At 65.6% G+C, this 16,284-nt stretch carries 17 protein-coding genes; 10 read left to right on the forward strand and 7 right to left on the reverse strand.

Translation table 11 applies throughout. From position 1 onward, the window contains the following. Window positions 1–15 precede the first annotated feature (15 nt). On the forward strand, window positions 16–582 hold the full coding sequence (locus tag ACE103_RS18370; protein WP_375780585.1) for a histidine phosphatase family protein: 567 nt from the start codon (window positions 16–18) through the stop codon (window positions 580–582). A gap of 21 nt (window positions 583–603) precedes the next feature. On the opposite strand, the gene ACE103_RS18375 is transcribed toward ACE103_RS18370, so the two are convergent. Next, window positions 604–957, reverse strand: a complete 354-nt coding sequence (locus ACE103_RS18375) for an MmcQ/YjbR family DNA-binding protein (protein ID WP_375780586.1) — start codon at window positions 955–957, stop codon at window positions 604–606. Window positions 958–1,161: 204 nt separating this feature from the next. Between ACE103_RS18375 and ACE103_RS18380 the strand changes: the two genes are divergently transcribed. The 4 genes from ACE103_RS18380 (at window position 1,162) to ACE103_RS18395 (ending at window position 4,560) form a co-directional block, all read left to right on the forward strand. Then, a complete protein-coding gene (locus ACE103_RS18380; RefSeq protein WP_375781140.1) occupies window positions 1,162–1,779 on the forward strand; it encodes a PadR family transcriptional regulator in 618 nt (205 codons plus the stop codon). A gap of 26 nt (window positions 1,780–1,805) precedes the next feature. Next, on the forward strand, window positions 1,806–2,450 hold the full coding sequence (locus tag ACE103_RS18385) for an O-methyltransferase (RefSeq protein ID WP_375780587.1): 645 nt from the start codon (window positions 1,806–1,808) through the stop codon (window positions 2,448–2,450). 124 nt (window positions 2,451–2,574) lie between these two features. Next, window positions 2,575–3,270, forward strand: coding sequence for a GNAT family N-acetyltransferase (locus ACE103_RS18390; RefSeq protein WP_375780588.1), 696 nt, complete (start codon window positions 2,575–2,577; stop codon window positions 3,268–3,270). 135 nt (window positions 3,271–3,405) lie between these two features. Continuing rightward, window positions 3,406–4,560, forward strand: a complete 1,155-nt coding sequence (locus ACE103_RS18395; RefSeq protein WP_375780589.1) for a serine hydrolase domain-containing protein — start codon at window positions 3,406–3,408, stop codon at window positions 4,558–4,560. A gap of 16 nt (window positions 4,561–4,576) precedes the next feature. Here the strand turns inward: ACE103_RS18395 and ACE103_RS18400 are convergent, their stop codons facing one another. Next, on the reverse strand, window positions 4,577–6,490 hold the full coding sequence (locus ACE103_RS18400; RefSeq protein ID WP_375780590.1) for a right-handed parallel beta-helix repeat-containing protein: 1,914 nt from the start codon (window positions 6,488–6,490) through the stop codon (window positions 4,577–4,579). A gap of 245 nt (window positions 6,491–6,735) precedes the next feature. Here ACE103_RS18400 and hchA point away from each other — a divergent pair, with 245 nt between their 5' ends. Beyond that, window positions 6,736–7,611 (forward strand): glyoxalase III HchA, encoded by an 876-nt coding sequence (gene hchA / locus ACE103_RS18405; RefSeq protein ID WP_375780591.1) that lies wholly within the window; start codon window positions 6,736–6,738, stop codon window positions 7,609–7,611. Between the two features lie 155 nt (window positions 7,612–7,766). Continuing rightward, window positions 7,767–8,471 carry a PA1136 family autoinducer-binding transcriptional regulator gene (locus ACE103_RS18410; RefSeq protein ID WP_375780592.1) on the forward strand — a complete coding sequence of 235 codons (705 nt, stop codon included), beginning with the start codon at window positions 7,767–7,769 and terminating at the stop codon, window positions 8,469–8,471. Between the two features lie 94 nt (window positions 8,472–8,565). Here ACE103_RS18410 and ACE103_RS18415 read toward each other — a convergent pair whose 3' ends face one another. Next, on the reverse strand, window positions 8,566–9,891 hold the full coding sequence (locus ACE103_RS18415; RefSeq protein WP_375780593.1) for a TROVE domain-containing protein: 1,326 nt from the start codon (window positions 9,889–9,891) through the stop codon (window positions 8,566–8,568). Window positions 9,892–11,137: 1,246 nt separating this feature from the next. Beyond that, window positions 11,138–12,079 carry a LysR family transcriptional regulator gene (locus ACE103_RS18420; RefSeq protein WP_375780594.1) on the reverse strand — a complete coding sequence of 314 codons (942 nt, stop codon included), beginning with the start codon at window positions 12,077–12,079 and terminating at the stop codon, window positions 11,138–11,140. Window positions 12,080–12,102: 23 nt separating this feature from the next. Here ACE103_RS18420 and ACE103_RS18425 point away from each other — a divergent pair, with 23 nt between their 5' ends. Together ACE103_RS18425 and ACE103_RS18430 are read left to right on the forward strand one after the other, a co-directional pair. Then, a complete protein-coding gene (locus tag ACE103_RS18425; protein WP_375780595.1) occupies window positions 12,103–13,398 on the forward strand; it encodes a CynX/NimT family MFS transporter in 1,296 nt (431 codons plus the stop codon). Window positions 13,399–13,461: 63 nt separating this feature from the next. After that, window positions 13,462–13,806 (forward strand): Lin0512 family protein, encoded by a 345-nt coding sequence (locus ACE103_RS18430; RefSeq protein ID WP_212014469.1) that lies wholly within the window; start codon window positions 13,462–13,464, stop codon window positions 13,804–13,806. A gap of 31 nt (window positions 13,807–13,837) precedes the next feature. Here ACE103_RS18430 and ACE103_RS18435 read toward each other — a convergent pair whose 3' ends face one another. Next, window positions 13,838–14,707 carry an SDR family oxidoreductase gene (locus tag ACE103_RS18435; protein ID WP_375780596.1) on the reverse strand — a complete coding sequence of 290 codons (870 nt, stop codon included), beginning with the start codon at window positions 14,705–14,707 and terminating at the stop codon, window positions 13,838–13,840. 78 nt (window positions 14,708–14,785) lie between these two features. On the opposite strand from ACE103_RS18435, the gene ACE103_RS18440 reads away from it, so the two are divergent. Next, window positions 14,786–15,490: a glutathione S-transferase family protein gene (locus ACE103_RS18440; protein ID WP_375780597.1), complete on the forward strand. Its 705-nt coding sequence runs from the start codon at window positions 14,786–14,788 to the stop codon at window positions 15,488–15,490. Here the strand turns inward: ACE103_RS18440 and ACE103_RS18445 are convergent. Together ACE103_RS18445 and ACE103_RS18450 are read right to left on the reverse strand one after the other, a co-directional pair. Further along, entirely contained in the window at window positions 15,487–16,041 is a 555-nt protein-coding gene (locus ACE103_RS18445) for a disulfide bond formation protein B (RefSeq protein ID WP_375780598.1), read from the reverse strand. The two genes, ACE103_RS18440 and ACE103_RS18445, sit on opposite strands and share 4 nt — an antisense overlap. An 8-nt stretch (window positions 16,042–16,049) precedes the next feature. Beyond that, the gene (locus ACE103_RS18450; RefSeq protein ID WP_375780599.1) at window positions 16,050–16,208 is read right to left on the reverse strand and encodes a DUF5993 family protein; all 159 of its coding nucleotides are present in this window, start codon (window positions 16,206–16,208) and stop codon (window positions 16,050–16,052) included. Window positions 16,209–16,284: the final 76 nt, after the last annotated feature.

The following is a 16,284-nucleotide window of genomic DNA, read 5'->3' on the forward strand; positions in this document are numbered from 1 at the left end:
CCCCGAGAGGACGCCATGGACGCGCTCACGCTCTTCATCATCCGTCACGCCGAGAAGCCTGATGATGGCTGGCCGAGGCCCGGCTTCACCGCGGACGGTGTGTCCGATACCGAGTCGCTTGTCCTCCGCGGCTGGCAGCGCGCCGGCGCGTGGGCTGCATTGTTTGGCACCGACCTTGCCAAGGGCGACTATGCCAGGCCTGACGCGATCTATGCCGCGACGCCCGGCACCACGCCCAACCGGGGCCCGAGCAGCCGTCCCGCCGAGACGATCGTGGCACTTGCGGCGCGTCTTGGCGCGACACCCAACGAAGACTTCGGCAAAGGTCATGAGCCTGCGCTGATCAAGGCGCTGCTGGCGCTGAACGGCGTCGTGCTGCTGTGCTGGGAGCACAAGGCGATCATCGCCGACGTCCTTCCGTTGATACCGGTCAGCAGGGGCAAGCCGCCCACCAAATGGGACGCCAGCCGGTTCGACGTCGTGCTGCGCTTCCACCGCGCCAAGGGCGAAGACAAGTTCGCCTTCAAGGAGCTGTTTCCGAAATTGCTGTCGGGCGATTCCGACAAGCCGCTGGGTGGCTGAACCGCGTCACGGCCGCGCCGATCAGTCGAGGCCGAGCGCCTTGCGCGACTTCCGTGTCAGCTTGGCTGCGATCAGCGCATGCGCCTGGTCGAGATAGGCCTTGAGCTCGGCGTCGGGCAGGGCGTCGTTGCCGATCAACTGCACCCATTTGGCGCGCGCCAGATACGGCGCCGGCCGCGCCAGGCCCTGCTCGATCAGAAGCTGATAGGCCATGTTCGAGGTCTTGAACATGAACCCGCCGGTGCTCGCGACGAAGCCGCCGGCCAGTGCGAACATCTTGCCACCGACTTTGAACACCGACGTGCCCTCCCATTGCACCACCTTGGTGGCGGCGGGCAGGCGCAGGCAATGAGCTTCGAAGGTTCTTGGGCGCACGAGTCGGAGGGGCTAGAGGGCTTCAAAGCCATATGCCAGCCGCGTGAACACGAGCAAGCCCGCGGTGCGCCCGCCAGTCCCGGGCCGGTTCCGGCCGCTGCTTCGTCCGGGGAGCTCACGAAAACGTGGGTTGTCGCCATTTCATTCATCTGTAGATATATCGTAAGATATGTTTTAAGTAAGGAAGTCACAATGAGACGATCGATGTTTGGCGGCCGGGACGATGATGGCTTCCGGTTTGGGTTTTTCGCCGCGGGGCGGCACGGCCGAGGTGGCCATCGCTTTGGCCGCGGCGGACATGGCTTCTTCGGGCGGGGTGGCGGCGACTTTCCGGGATCGCGGCGGCTCTCGTCGCAGGATCTACAACTCGTGATCCTGGCGCTGCTCGGCGAGCAGCCGGCGCATGGCTACGAGCTGATCAAGAAGATCGAGGAGCGGTCGGACGGCTTCTACAGCCCGAGCCCGGGCGTGATCTATCCGGCGCTGACCTTTCTCGAGGAGATCGGCCATGCCAGCGTCACCCAGGACGCCGCGCGCAAGCTCTACAACATCACCGAGCAGGGCAAGGCGCATCTCGCCGAGAACCACGCCACCGCAGACACCATTCTCGCGGCACTGTCGCGGATCGGCGGCCGCATGGAGGAGGTGCGCGAAGCCTTCGCCGGCGTCAGCGATCTGGATAGCGGAGCGTCCGACGATGTCCACCGCGCCCGCCACGCCCTGAAGAGCGCGCTGCGCCAGAAGCGCGGCTGCGATGCCGCCGAGGCGCGCCGCATCGCGAAGATCCTCGACCGTGCTGCCGCTGAAATCCTGCAGCAATGACGCGGTCGCAGCAAAGGAGACCCTTCATGTACAACGCTGAACCGCACAGCGCGATTGCCGATGTCCGCGTCGCTGCCGTCATCGAGCGGCTGCAGGCCACGCGCCGGACGCCCGTGAGGGGCAATCCGATGCAGAGCGGCAGCCGCGATCCGAACGACTACGCCGAGCAGGGCTTCTCGATCCACCCGGAGCAGGGCGAATTGATCTACCTGTTGTGCCGCGGCCTGCGCGCCAAACGCGTCGCCGAGTTCGCGACGTCAGTCGGAATGTCGACGCTGTATTTCGCCGCCGCGATGCGCGACAATGGCAGCGGCACGGTGATCGGCTCGGAGATCGTGCCGGCCAAGGTCGCAACCGCGAAGCACAATCTTGCCGAGGCCGGCCTCGCCGACTACGCCGAGATCCGCGAGGGCGATGCGCGCCAGACGCTGCGCGATCTCGGTGGTCCCGTCGACTTCATCCTGATCGACGGCTGGCCGGGTGACAAGGGGCCGACACTCGCCCGCCAGGTGATCGAGATCGTTGCTCCGCAGCTTCGCGTCGGCGGCTATGTCATGAACGACAATGCCGAGGCGGATTTCCTGGAGTTCGTGCGCGATCCCAAGAATGGCTTCGTGTCGATCACGCTGCCGCTCAAGGGCGGGACTGAGCTCTGCCTGAAGGTGGCTTAAGGATCGGTCCGGCACGGCGAAGAAATCCTGCTGGCGTGATTGTGAGCCGCAACGACATCACGCCACGCTGGATTTTATCGGCGCTTCTTGCTCTGTTCGAGGAAAATCAGGAGCGAAGCGCCGCATGTCCGAAGTCCCGCCGATCCATCCGCTTGATCGCCCAATCTGGAGCGCGCTGACCACGCGGCAACGCGACCTTGCGGAAGGCGGCGCCGAGGCCCGGCGCTTTCCGGTCGCGATCGCCCCCTTCGCCGACATGGCCGATATGTCGCCCGAGAGCTTTGCCGCGCTCGGCGCGCTGCTGTCGGGACCTGATATCGCGGTGCTGTTCACGCCCGATCCTGTCCCGGTGCCGCCGGAGTTCAAGGTGCTGCTGGCCGAGACCGGTGAGCAGATGATCGGCACACCGGCGGAGTTTTCTCTGCCAGGCGTCGAGATCGTCAGGCTCGGCGTCGCCGACGTTCCCGCGATGATGGCGTTGACGGAAATGACAAAACCCGGACCGTTCAGCGCGCGGACGCATGAGCTCGGCAACTTTTTCGGCATCCGCGTTGGCGGCGAGCTGGTCGCGATGACCGGGGAACGGATGAAGCCGGGCAATTATACAGAGATGACCGCGGTCTGCGTGCATCCGGACCATCGCGGCCACGGCTATGCGCAGGCGCTGCTGTCGGCGGTCGGCCGCCAGATCGTGGCGCGCGGCGAACTTCCGTTCCTGCACGTCTTCACCGGCAACGCCTCGGCGATCGCGCTCTACCGCCGCCAGCGCATGGAGATCCGCCGCCGTCTGCATATCACGGTGGTGCAGAAGCAGGGGTAGGCCTGGATTGAAGGGGAAAGTCTCTACTCAAATAGATGGGGACGAAACAGTTCAGTTCAAGAATTGTCAGGCGCGCCTCTCACCGCGTATGTCCCGCCTCCCTCAAAGCCTGGGGACGGAGCGGGGAGTACAGCCATGGCAGTTGCGACATCAGACGGATTTGCCGACGCGCGATTTTCGGCGGCGCGCGAGGCGTTCGAGGTCAATTTCGCCGACGGGGAGGAACTCGGCGCATCGTTCTGCGCCACGATCGAGGGCGAGACCGTGGTCGATCTGTGGGGCGGTTTTGCCGACGAGGCCGAGCTGCGGCCCTGGACGCGCGACACCATCGTCAACGTCTATTCGATCACCAAGACCATGACCGCGCTGACCGCGTTGTGGCTCGCCGACCGCGGCGAGCTCGACTTCGCGGCACCAGTGGCGCGCTACTGGCCGGAATTCGCAGCCGGCGGCAAGGCCGCCATCACCGTGGCGCAATTGATGAGCCACTCGGCCGGCCTCTCGGGCTGGCATCCAGCGATCAGCGGCGAGGACTTCTATGACTGGGACAAGGCGACCTCGACGCTTGCCGCCCAAGTGCCGCTGTGGGAGCCGGGCACCGCGTCCGGCTATCACGTCTACAGCTTCGGTTTCCTGATCGGAGAAGTCGTTCGTCGCATTACCGGCAAGACGCTCGGCACGGTGTTTCGCGAAGAGATCGCGGCTCCCTTGAATGCGGATTTCTGGATCGGTCTGCCGGCATCGGAAGACCATCGCGTCGCCGATCTGGTGCCGTTCCTGCCGTCGGCGGCTGCGACCGATATCGAGATGACGACCATCCAGAAGATCACGTTCAGCGACACCCGCACCGACGTGCCGTCGACCCGCACCCGCGCCTGGCGCGGCGCCGAGATCCCGGCAGTGAACGGTCACGGCAACGCGCGATCGATCGCCGCCATCCAGACCATCCTTGCGACCGGCGGCACCGCGAAAGGGCAGCGGATCATGTCGGAGGCCGGCTGCCGCAAGGCGCTGGAGGTACAGATCGACGGCCCGGACCTCGTGATGCGTGGCATCTCCGTCCGCTTCGGCCTCGGTTTCGGTCTGCCGAGCCCGATCCTCAGCCTGGTGCCGCCGAATCCCAACACGCTGTTCTGGTCGGGCGGCGGCGGGTCGTTCGTGCTCGTCGATACCGATGCCCGGATGACATTCGCCTATGCGATGAACCGGATGCAGCGCGGCCTCGTCGGCGACGCCCGCTCGTTCCGGATCATCCGCGCGATGTGGCGGGCTCTCGGCATGACGCCCTGAGCGGCGTTGTGCTCGCTCAGGCCAGCCTGTTGCCGGCGAGATGCACCGTGCGCTTGTCGCAGCTGGGATCGATCGCGACGGCATTGGTCGCGATCCGGCCGTGCGCGGCGACATTGTTGCTGATCTCGACGTTCCTGGCGCGGCCGACGAAGATCGCGCTGGCGGGCTTGACGTGGAAGAAGTCGCCGGCCCCGAACGCGCCGCCGCGCAGAAATGTCTGACCGATTACGTTGCCGGCGATTTTGACGCCGTCGGCATTGCTGACGAAGATCGCGTAGATGTAGGAATCGTCGATGTGATTGCCTTCGATGATGACGCGCCGGTTCTGGAAATTGTCCTGAAATCCCTTAGCGCCTTCCGGCGGCACCATGCCGACATAGATGGTGCCGAGCGTGCCGCTGCCGCTGGTCAGCTCATTGGCGCCGTTGACGCAGTGGCTGAAGCGGTTGTTGCGGAACACGAGGTTCTCGGCAAATCCGGACTCCGACCAGAAGCCGATGTCGCTTCCCGCCTGTAGCGCGACCCCGGTCGAGAACGTGAACTGGCAGTTCTCGACGATGGCATTCGGCGCCTTCATCAGCACGCGGCCGCAGGCGTGGAAATTGCAGCGCAGCACGGTCGCGCCGGATCCGATATGCGTCAGCGAGGTGATGGAATCGCCGGTCTTGAGCGGCAGGTCCTGTTGCATGACCACGTCGTAGATCAGGTCCGGCTGGGTGGTCGGGCTCCTGCCTTTCCAGATTTGGGCGATCTTCGCCTTCAGCTCTGGCGCGTGGCGCTTGGTCAATTGCTCGACCTTGCCGCGCCCGAGCGAGCGAAACGTCGCGTGATCGCAGCTCTCGACATCGTCGCCGGCCGCAAGCCCGACGTCCCATTTCGGGCTGAGCAGAAATCGCCGCGGCGCGGTCTTCGCCACCACGTAGTAGTAGAAGCCGTGCACGTTGACGGCGTCGTCGGAGGTGTTGGCGAAACTGCAATCCTCCATGGTCGGACCGCGCGCGACCGCGGTGAAGTGCGAACCGTCGGAATTGGTTGAGATCAGGCGATCGGTCGTCGCGCCCCTCGGCCGGGGTCCCGGAACGACCGAGACTTTCTGCAGCATCATCGAGCCTTCGCCGCCATTCTCGATGATGCCCATGCCTGGCGAGGCCAGCACCTTCACGTCGATCAGGCTGGTAGCGACGCTGGAGTCTACGGCGATGGCGTGCGCGCCGCTGTTTGCGATAATGACGACGTCACCGGCCGTGATCGGCAGCTGGCTCGGGAAACGATCGTTCGCGCCCCACCGCAGATGCACCTTGATCTGGCCGTCGCTGAGCCGCGTGGCATGGGCCGGGGAGAGGAAATCCCTGGCGCCGGTCTTCAGCGCCCGGTTGCGGCGATCCATCACCTTGAAGAAGCCATCGGTGAAGGCGGCCAGCAGTGCGGCATCATCGGGATAGCCGGGATCGACCTTCACCGTGATGTCGACTGCCGGCTTGTCGAAGGCGGTGATCGTTCCCTGGGTGAAGGGAAGCGGGTCGTAATCGATGGTGAGATCGCGGATGGTGAGGCGGTTGCAGCCGGAGATCACGAAGGTCCCACCGCGCGCCGTGTTGATCAACAGTGCGCCATTGCCGTTGAGCTCGAAGCCGTGCAATTGCCGGAACGCGAGCGGCCGCTTGATCCGGTAGCTGGCGTTCTTCTCCAGATTGAGGACGATGTGAACCGGCCCGGCCTTGCTTGCGTCAGCCGCTGCCTTGGCGACGGCAGTTAGCGCCTTGGCAAAGGCCGCGTCGGCATCGCCGCCAGAGGTGGCTGTGAAGGTGGCCATGTCGAAGGTCGCGGCTCCGGCGGCGGGCGCCGGTTCGGCGCGGCCTTCGGTGCGGAGCAGCGGGCTCGCCACAAAAAGCGAGGCGAACGTCAGCGCTCGCCGGCGGCTGATCGGCATGGTGCGCGGCTCCTTGCGAGACCGGGATTGGTCGCGCGCACTATCCGTCCGCGGAGATGAACCAGAGCGAAATGGCGGGCAGCAGGCGCGAGGCCTCTCGACGTCGTGATGGGTTCCCTCATGCCGCGCCGGACTGGCGTCAAATTCTTCCATCCCGTGACGCATTGAGGGAAATCCCTCATTCGTGATTGCACGCGGCGTGCTTAGCTTTGCCGGACCGCAACACGATGAGAGAGGATATCCCGATGACCGAGCAATCCCAGGACAAGCGTCCGGTAGCCGATCCGGCGGAGAACAACGCCTTCTTTCCGTCGCCTTATTCGCTTGGGCAATTCACTTCGGCCAAGTCGGATCTCTCCGGCGCGGACTATCCCAATGCCTACAAGGGTGGCCGCTGGAAAATCCTGATGATCGCGGCGGACGAGCGCTATCTGCTGTTGCAGAACGGCACGATGTTCTCCACCGGCAACCATCCGGTCGAAACCTTGTTGCCGATGTATCACCTCGACAAGGCGGGCTTCGAATTCGACATCGCGACCGTGTCGGGCAATCCGGTCAAGTTTGAGCTCTGGGCGTTCCCGAACCAGGACGACGCGGTCAAGAGCATCTACCAGAAGTATCTCGGCAGGCTGAAGCAGCCGCTGAAACTCTCCGACGTGATCGAAAACAAGCTCGGCAAGGATTCCGACTACATCGCGGTGTTCATTCCCGGCGGCCATGGTGCGCTGATCGGTCTTCCCGAGAGCCTCGACGTCAAGGCTATCCTGAAATGGGCGCTCGACAACGACAAGCATATCGTTTCGCTTTGCCATGGCCCGGCGGCGCTGCTGGCGTCCGCGGTCGGCGAAGCCAAGGGCGATTATCCTTTCAAGGGTTACAAGATCTGCGCATTCCCCGATGCCATCGATCGGACGACGCCCGACATCGGTTACGTGCCGGGTGCGCTGACCTGGGCCTTCGGCGAGGAGCTGCAGGCGCTCGGCGTCGAGATCCTGAACAAGGACATCACCGGCAAGACGCATCAGGATCGCAAGCTGATCACCGGAGACAGTCCCTTCGCCGCCAACAATGTCGGCAAGGCGGCGGCCAAGGCCTTGCTCGATACGCTTGGCGGGCGTTGAAGCCATCGGCCGGGCTCGAGACGGCGCGGCGAACCCGCCACGCCGTCCGCGGCCGGACAACGTTGCGCGTCTTGCAGGTCCACCTGGCTTGAGGGAAAGTCCTCAACGGGCAGGGTCGCGCTCGACGGGATTTCCCGGGATACGATGGCATCCGCATGGACCACTACATCGAAGCCGTGGTTGCGATCGAAGGCAGCGGGAGCTTGTCCGCGATCCAGGCGGCCGTGCGGTCGGCGAGCGTGCCGCTCGGCTACGACCGCTTCGTGATGTTCTCGGCATCCCCTTCGCGTGAGGATCTGGTCGACAGGATTTACTGGGTCGAGGGCGACTGGTTCGGCAAGGGCGTGACGGTCGATGCCGAGACCTATGTCCGGCATTGTCCGGTAACGCGCAATTTCCTCAATGTGGATGAGGCGTTTTTCTGGACCAAGGTGATGTCGGCGCGTGGCGAGAAATACCGCGTGGTGCGCACGCCGCGCGGGCCCGGTTTCCACGGATTGCAGGTCCCGGTGTTCGGGCGGAGCGGCCTTGAAGGTGCGATGAGCTTTGCCGGAACGCGGATCGACGCGTCGGCGCGGGCGCGTGTGGCCCTGACGATGATCGGCACCGCAGCCTTTCGCGCCGCGCGCCGGCTATTGGAAGCGCGCGAGGCGAACGGCGCGTCGAGCCTGTCGCCGCGCGAGCGCGAGGTGTTGCGCTGGATCGCCGCCGGCCGGCGTCAGGCCGATATCGCGGCCTCGCTCGGGCTTTCGGAGCGGACGATCGAGAACCATTTGCGGCGGGCCCGGCTTCGCCTTGGCGTCGCGACGACGGCGCAGGCGATCCGGCTCGCGATCCGCAGCGGCGAGATCGAGGATTGAGGCGGGATCGCGCGCTGTCTTTCGCGGCGGTCGCGCCGAAAGGCATGGAGCCCGGGCGCGCATCGCGCGTCCGGGCCCGTTGTTGATGCAGACGTCAGTGTGCAGTCGCTTCCGACGCCGCGATCCAGGCGATCACGGCCTCCGAGAAGCCGTCGACCCGCGTCCACGGGCCGTGTCCGACGCCGTGCTGGTAGGACGCCACGTTGAAGATGTATCCGCGTCCCTTGGGCGCGGGCACCTGGTCGTGGCTCTGCTCGTCGGTGAAGACGACCAGGCGATCGCCCTTGCGGTCGATCTCCGTCACCGCCTTGCCGAGATACGTCCCGCCATGCGGCTGCGAGCCGATGATCGCATCGCGCAGCGCGAAGCCGCGGCGCGGCGGCAGCTTCACGACCTCATTGCTGAACGTGAAGATCTCCACCTCGTCGCAGACCTCGCGGGCGAGGATCGCAAGTCCGCAGGCCGCTTCCGCCCGCGTCATCTCGGACTGGGCCGAGAGCGGCGTGAACATCGATCCCGACACGTCGATCAGGAGCCGCGTGCGGCCGTCCAGCCGCGCGTAGTCCTTGACCGACTTCAGCATCGCGGCCTCGAGCTCGGGCTCGAAGTCCGGCGCATGACGCGCCGCCGTGATGAAGCGGTAGGGCAGGATACGATCCGTCCGCATCGCCTCGATCGCGTCCGCAATGGTCCGGCGCGGCACCTCCGCCTTCTGCATCAGGCGCAGGTTGCGCAGCAGCGCCAGCCCGCCAAGCCTGTTCTCGGCGATCAGCCGCTCGAAGGTCTCACGCTTGTCCTTGCCGGACGAAAGCGAAACCTCCCAGGTGTCGGGCGAGGCCAGCTCGCCGTCGACGAGCTGCTTCCACACCTTCTCCTGTGCGGCGTCCTTCGGCTTGGCGTGAACCGGGAACAGCACGTCCTTGATCCGCACCGCGCCGTCGCGATCGTACTTCGCGAGCTGGTAGGCGTCGAACCTGGTGAGCGCCCGCGCCAGCCCCTTCTTGATCTGCGCCGAGACCGGCTGACACTTGCGCTGCTGCTGCGGGCCGAGCGCTTCCGCCCAGTAGATCGCAAGCAGCTCGGTCATCTCGTCCGGCCGCTGGATCACGCGAGCCAACGTGTCGGCGACCAGCGTGCGGTGCGTCGCGTGCCGCGCCATCTCGCGGACCACGAGCAACGGCGCATGCCGCAGCTTCATGGTCTCGCGGGCGGCGATGGCAAGCTCCGCCACGCGCGCAGGCTCGACCTTCGGCACCAGCGCCTTGATGCGATCGGCGATCGCGACGCCGTCCTCGTAGAACTGGTTCTCCCACAGGAGGCAGTTCAGCAGCGCGCGCCGCAGCTCCATCTCGGGCGTGAAGCGCTTGCCGCGCGCTCCCTCACGGGTGAAGGCGCGCATGATCTTGTTGATCGTGGCCATGATGGCCTCCTTTCTGGGTGAGTATGGATTGGAAGGTAGTGCCGGGGAACAAGCGAGACTGTACTGCCCTTGCGGGCTTCGCTCGCTCGACCATCGAGCGGCGGACACATGGTCCGGAGGGCATCGAACCCTCAACTGGCGATCCGAAGTAACAGCACTCTCCACCACCGGCTGTCGGCACGACGTCCGCGCAAACGGAAAGCGTTTGCGAGGACACCATGCCGACGATCGAAGACCACGACCCGGGAACATGCGATTGCTGAGACCCCAGCCGGCAGCTTACCCTGCCGATCGGGAAGCGCTCTACCGCTGAGCTACCGGCGCACATGACGCCGGGCGGGATTCGAACCCGCGACCTCTCGTTTCACAGACGATGTAACAGCGATCTTCACCACGGGGCGTGGAGGGGGTTGGCGGGGAACAAGCAATGCCGTTGCTGCCCTTGCGGGCGAACCGCCTTTCGGTGTGCGGGCCTCGAACCCGCTCGGCACCGGAGCGCCTTACCACGAAGTAACAGACATCTTCACCACCGCCAGACCGGCGCCATGCGCCGGCCATTGATGGGTACGCTGGGGAACGGGCGATATCGGTGTCAGTGACGACAACGCAGCGTCTCGCCTTGCGGACGAGAAACTGCGCCGGGCCGCGTGCGGACCTTTGCCAAGCCGCATCCCGGTGCGTGTGTCACAGGCGGGATTCGAACCCGCTCTTTCCGGTCGAGCGAAGTATCCGACATCTTCACCACCAGCGTCGGTTGAGCCGCACAATGCGGCAAACCGAATTGAAAATTTCGTCGCGGCGCTCGACGCGCCGCCGTTTGCGAACTCCTTGGAGTTCACTCTGCCATCGGTGTCCGGCTCATCGCCTTGTTCCCTCCGGCAGGCCCCGCGCGCTTGGGCACGCGCGTTTCCGCGCGAGCCCCGGGATCCGGGTCTCCCGTTCCGGCTTGCGCCGGGCAATTCGAATGAGCCGTGCTTCGGACAACAAAAAACCCTCCGGAGCGGCTGGCTCGGGAGGGTCCGTTTAAGGCGGACTGTCGACCTCGCATTATGCGAGATCGCTCCCATGAGCCGGGCACACGCTATCGTTCGGCCGAAGGCCGTTCGACAGTCTGCGGAATTTTTCAAATCCGTGTTGCATCATCGTGCTCATGTTTGATCGCGAGCGACAGCGCTCGCGAAGGTTGCGGGACATACGCCTCGTCATGGTCGATGTCAACAAGGGAAATGATCGCGCCGAGAGAACTTCAGCGCTGCCTGCGTACCTTCGTCTTGTTCGCCGGTGCGCTGCTGCGCGCGGCGATCCGCGTCAGTGCATCGGCAAACGCGCGCGCGGCGGGGCCGAGCGGTTCGTCGAGCCGGTGGGCGAGATAGGCCTCCATCGCGAGCGCGGCGTTGCGGCCGAGTGCGCCGGTTTCGACCCGCATCAGACGGCGCTCTTTCAAATCGCGCGCGACCTGCCAGAGCGGCAGCCGGCCCCAGCCGAGTCCGGCCAGGATCATGGCGTGCTTGGTGTCCTGATTGCTCACCCGGCAAATCTGCGGCGAGAGCACGCCGAAGCTGCGGCCCTCCGACAGCGGCGTCGGATCCGACAGCACGATCTGCAGATGATCGGCGAGGTCGGCGACGCTCTTGCGGCCGCGCCGCGCGAGCGGATGGCCTGCGGAGGCGACGGCTATGATCTGCACGGCGCAGATCGCCTCGAGCGTGAGGCGGGGATCGCGAAAATCCTCGCCGACCGTGACCGCGAGCGCGCTGCGCCGTTCGGTCAGGGCGGCGATCGGCCCGCCCATCGGTTCGACCGCGAGCCGCACGCTCACGGACGGATAGGCTGAGCGCATTTCCGTCAGCGCTGCACCGACCGCGGCGGTCGGAAACAGCGTGTCGACCACCAGCGAGAGTTCCGATTCCACTCCCTCGCCGAGGCCGTGCGCGCGCGCTCGCATCGCATCTACCCGGAGCAGCAGGTCGCGGGCGTTGCCGAGCACCGCCTTGCCCTCCGCCGTCAGCGCCGGGCGATGGCCGGAGCGGTCGAATAGCATGAGGCCGAGCTCGGCCTCGAGATTGGCAATGGCATGGCTGACCGCGGACTGCACCCGCGCCAGTTTGGTCGCGGCGGCGCGAAAGCTGCCGCTCTCGGCGATGGTGACGAAGACCCGGATCTGGTCGAGCGTGAGGTTATCGAGCATGATCTACGAAATCGATCAAATGGATGCAAAACATATCACTCCTGTCGATGATCTGGAACCGCTATCTGTGGTGGCTGAACTGGCGGAGTGGACGCATGACGATCGAGACGGCCGTGGTGCCGCAGAGCGAGGCCAAGCGATGGGCGACGGTCGCCGTCGTGACCGGTTGCGGGACCGGCGCCGCGCTCCAGGTCGGCAAGGTGCCGATTGCGGCGGCGATGCTGCAACAAGACCTCGGCATCGACCTCGCCGCGGTCGGAACAATCGCCGGCATCTTTGCGGTGCTCGGGCTCATCGGCAGCGTTCCGGCCGGCGTCGTGATCGCCGCGGTCGGCGCGCGCAGGGTGCTGCTGTGCGGGCTTGCGGCGATCACGCTCGGTGCGGCTTCGGGCGCGCTCGCGCCGCAGCTCGCGGTGCTGCTGGGATCGCGCCTGCTGGAAGGGCTCGGCTTCCTGCTGGTGATGGTTTCCGCCCCTGCATTGCTCAATCGCGTGGTCGATGTCGGTGCGCGCGACATCACCATGGCGGTGTGGAGTTGCGTGATCCCGTTCGGGATCGCGCTGGCGCTGGTCGCCGGTCCGATGTTCAACGGCTGGCGCGCGATCTGGTGGGCCAGCGCTGCCTTTGCCGCCCTGCTGTTCGTGCTCGCCAGCGTCATCGTGCCTGAGGTGGTATCGCGGACCGGTCCGGCGCGGAGCGGCCTGATGCAAGAGGCAACCGCGCTGGCGCGGCGCCGCACGCCGGCGCTTCTGATGGTGCTGTTTGGGCTCTACAGCCTGATGTTCTTTGCGGTGTTCAGCTTCCTGCCGATCCTATTGACCGAGCGGCTCGGCGTCTCCAGCCAGAGCGCCGGCGGGCTCAGTGCGCTGGCCGCGGCCGCCAACGTCGTCGGCAATCTCGCCGCCGGCAATCTGCTCGCGCGCAGCGTGAGCCGGCCTGGGTTGATCGCAGTTGCGGCAGTCGTGATGGGCGCGTCCGCGCTCGGCATCTTCCTGCCGGTGCTCGGCGGATCGGGCGCATTCGTTCTGTGCCTGCTGTTCTCCGCGACCGGCGGCCTGATCCCGGCGACGTTGCTCGCGACCGCACCCGCGGCGGCGCGTTCGGCGGCGATGGTGCCGGTCATGATGGGGCTGTTGATGACGGGCAGCAATTTCGGTCAGGTGACCGCACCGATCGCAGTCGGCGCGGTCGTTTCGGCATGGGGCTGGAGCGCGGCCTGCGTCATGGTGGTTGCGGCGGCGATCCTCGCCGGTCTTGCGGCATGGATGCTGGCGCGCGGCGATCACGACAACGTCAGCGAGGCGAGGGACCCGGCTTGACGCCGCGCGTGCCGGGGGCGAAGGAATGAAGGTCTCTCACGCCAACGACAACAGGAAAGCTTCATGACACGCGTGCGCTGTATCACCGAAATGGGCATGGGCGTCGACGTCCACGGCCGCGACGCCACCAAGGCCGCCAAGCGCGCGGTCTCGGATGCGATCCGCCATTCCAGCCTCGGCTTCTTCCGCATGCTCGGCAAGACCGCCAACGACATGTTCGTCGACGTCACGATAGCGGTGCCCAATCCTGAAGCGGTCGATACCGAAGCCGTCGCCAGGGAATTGCCCTATGGCACCAAGACCGTGAAGGCGATCGCGGGCGGGCTCGAGATTCCGTCGGATCTCGGCAACGACCCGATCCTGATCGCGAACGCGGCCGTCATCGTCAGCTTCGACGACGGCAAATAATCGAGGGAGCGGCGGGCGGCGTATGCGTGCGTTATTCGTCGCCCTTGAAGTAGTCGGGTTTGCCGGTCGTCCAGGTCTCGCCCCAATGCTGGCCGCCGCCGTCGACGGTCAGCGTCTCGCCGGTGATGAACTTGCCGGAGGGCGCGGCGAGATAGACCGCGGCCTCCGCGATGTCCCAGGGCGTGCCCGGACGCATCATCGGGTTGGAGCGTGGATAGGCGGCGCGCGCCGCCTCGCTGTAGACGTTCCAGCCCTCGGTCTCGATCGCGCCCGGCGCGATGCAATTGATGCGGATGTTCAGCGACGCCCATTCGACCGCGAGCGCGCGCGACAGGCCGATCACGCCGGAGCGCGCGGCGATCGTGTGCGCGATGCCGTAGAGGCCGTGCGTCGTGACCACGACGATATTCACGATGCTGCCGGGATGCTTGCGGTCGCGCCAGCGCTGCGCCGCGGCCTGCATCATGTACCAGGTGCCGTTGAGGTTGGTGTTGATGACCGCGTTCCAGCCCTTGATCGAGAAATCGATCGCGGCTTGCGGGAACTGGCCGCCGGCGCTGTTGACCAGATGGTCGACGTGGCCATGCGCGGTCCACAGCGCGTCGAACATCGCGGTGACCACGTCGGGATCCCTGATATCGACAACGTGCGCCGACGCCTTCAGGCCCCGACGGCCGAGACGATCGACCAGCGCATCGAGCTTGTCGGCACTGCGTCCTGCGATCACGACATGTGCGCCGAGCCGGGCGAACAGCCATGCGATGGCGCGGCCGATGCCGCCGGCGCCGCCGGATACGACGACCACCTGACCGGCCAACGCGTCTGCCGCAAACACGGTCGGATGTGTCGCGAGTTCGTCGTCGGAGGGGCCGAGCGTTGCCTCTGTCTGTTGATCGTTCATGGCCGGTTGCAGACCTTGCGGCTTTCAATGAGCTCCGTACATTAGCCACCCAACAACAACCGTGCAAAGAATGTCGACATGACCGATCTGTCAGCCTTTCCCATCACAAAACGCTGGCCCGCCCAGCATCCGGACCGCCTGCAGCTCTATTCGCTGCCGACGCCGAACGGCGTGAAGGTCTCGATCATGCTCGAGGAGATCGGGCTGCCCTATGAGGTCCATCTCGTCGACTTCAACAAGGACGACCAGAACACGCCGGAGTTCCTGTCGCTGAACCCGAACGGCAAGATCCCGGCAATCCTCGATCCAAACGGTCCCGGCGGCAAGCCGCTGCCGCTGTTCGAGTCCGGCGCGATCCTGCAATATCTCGCCGAGAAGACCGGCAAGCTGTTGCCGGCGGACGCCGCGCGCCGCTATCAGGCGATCCAGTGGGTGCATTTCCAGATGGGCGGCATCGGACCGATGTTCGGCCAGGTCGGCTTCTTCCACAAATTCGCCGGCAAGGATTATGAGGACAAGCGGCCGCTGCAGCGCTATGTCGCCGAATCCGCGCGCCTGCTCGGCGTGATGCAGTCGCATCTCGCCGGACGGCAATGGTTCATGGACGATGAATACAGCATCGCCGACATCTCGATGATCGGCTGGGTGCGCAATCTGATCGGCTTCTACGGCGCGCGCGAACTCGTCGAATTCGACCAGTTCACCCATGTCGCGGCCTGGCTGGAGCGCGGTCTCAAGCGGCCGGCGGTGGAACGTGGATTGAATATTCCGAAGCGCCCCTAACTCGCCTGCTTCAGCAACTCATAGACGAGCGGATTGTCGGCGCAGGCGGCAAGGCCGCATTCGAGCAGGGTGGAGAGTACGTTCAGCGCCGTCAGCCCGACAACCAGCCAAACGGCGCCTTGCGCGAATTTGCCGGGCGAAGTGCCCGGCGCCGCGCGGTGGTCGAACTGGCGGTCGAACAGCAGCATCGCGGCGAGCAGGACGATCGCCGCGATGAATCCGATCAGCGCCCACGAATAATAATGATAGCCGAGCAGAGCGGACCCATAGCCGGCGTCGCCGGGTAGGATGTGCAGCAGGACCTGCCGGGTCGAGACCGAGGCGCCGAGGACGGCCGTCAGCAGCGACAGGGCATAGTGGCTCGGCCGCGGTCCGAAGCGGATGTTCAGGATCGGTCCGATCGCCAGCAGGGCGAAAAGGATGCGCTGCAGCAAACAGAGCGGGCAGGGCAGCTCGTGCAACAGCAGCTGCGCTGCAAAAGCTGCGGCCAGCAACAGCGCGAGGCCATAGAGTGCGAGGGCATTGAGGGTCACAGCCTGGGTGTCGGTCATGTCTGCCCTCAGAACGACAGGGTGAGATGGTCGGTGGCGTGGTGCAGCAAGGTCGCGACGCAGGCGACCAGGATCACCGCGAACAATCCGATCGCGAGGGGACGCGGGCCACGCCAGGCCACCAGCATGGCGATGGTGATGGCGAGAAACAGTGCGGTGAATTCCATCTCAGCCTCCGGATGCGAGCCGGCCGTAGTCTATGACAGATTCGTGTGCACGCGCGCCGGCGCGAATGGCCATTGT

Origin of the sequence: Bradyrhizobium sp. ma5, assembly GCF_042258955.1 — a bacterium.
In the GTDB taxonomy this organism is placed as follows: Bacteria; Pseudomonadota; Alphaproteobacteria; order Rhizobiales; family Xanthobacteraceae; genus Bradyrhizobium.

What these genes read in the sequence shown, in the direction of transcription:
- ACE103_RS18370 (WP_375780585.1), top strand. Translation starts at nt 16, where the DNA reads ATGGACGCGCTCACGCTCTTCATCATCCGTCACGCCGAGAAGCCTGAT.
- ACE103_RS18380 (WP_375781140.1), top strand. Translation starts at nt 1,162, where the DNA reads ATGTTTGGCGGCCGGGACGATGATGGCTTCCGGTTTGGGTTTTTCGCC.
- ACE103_RS18385 (WP_375780587.1), top strand. Translation starts at nt 1,806, where the DNA reads ATGTACAACGCTGAACCGCACAGCGCGATTGCCGATGTCCGCGTCGCT.
- ACE103_RS18390 (WP_375780588.1), top strand. Translation starts at nt 2,575, where the DNA reads ATGTCCGAAGTCCCGCCGATCCATCCGCTTGATCGCCCAATCTGGAGC.
- ACE103_RS18395 (WP_375780589.1), top strand. Translation starts at nt 3,406, where the DNA reads ATGGCAGTTGCGACATCAGACGGATTTGCCGACGCGCGATTTTCGGCG.
- ACE103_RS18400 (WP_375780590.1), bottom strand. Translation starts at nt 6,490, where the DNA reads ATGCCGATCAGCCGCCGGCGAGCGCTGACGTTCGCCTCGCTTTTTGTG.
- hchA (WP_375780591.1), top strand. Translation starts at nt 6,736, where the DNA reads ATGACCGAGCAATCCCAGGACAAGCGTCCGGTAGCCGATCCGGCGGAG.
- ACE103_RS18410 (WP_375780592.1), top strand. Translation starts at nt 7,767, where the DNA reads ATGGACCACTACATCGAAGCCGTGGTTGCGATCGAAGGCAGCGGGAGC.
- ACE103_RS18415 (WP_375780593.1), bottom strand. Translation starts at nt 9,891, where the DNA reads ATGGCCACGATCAACAAGATCATGCGCGCCTTCACCCGTGAGGGAGCG.
- ACE103_RS18420 (WP_375780594.1), bottom strand. Translation starts at nt 12,079, where the DNA reads ATGCTCGATAACCTCACGCTCGACCAGATCCGGGTCTTCGTCACCATC.
- ACE103_RS18425 (WP_375780595.1), top strand. Translation starts at nt 12,103, where the DNA reads ATGCAAAACATATCACTCCTGTCGATGATCTGGAACCGCTATCTGTGG.
- ACE103_RS18430 (WP_212014469.1), top strand. Translation starts at nt 13,462, where the DNA reads ATGACACGCGTGCGCTGTATCACCGAAATGGGCATGGGCGTCGACGTC.
- ACE103_RS18435 (WP_375780596.1), bottom strand. Translation starts at nt 14,707, where the DNA reads ATGAACGATCAACAGACAGAGGCAACGCTCGGCCCCTCCGACGACGAA.
- ACE103_RS18440 (WP_375780597.1), top strand. Translation starts at nt 14,786, where the DNA reads ATGACCGATCTGTCAGCCTTTCCCATCACAAAACGCTGGCCCGCCCAG.
- ACE103_RS18445 (WP_375780598.1), bottom strand. Translation starts at nt 16,041, where the DNA reads ATGACCGACACCCAGGCTGTGACCCTCAATGCCCTCGCACTCTATGGC.
- ACE103_RS18450 (WP_375780599.1), bottom strand. Translation starts at nt 16,208, where the DNA reads ATGGAATTCACCGCACTGTTTCTCGCCATCACCATCGCCATGCTGGTG.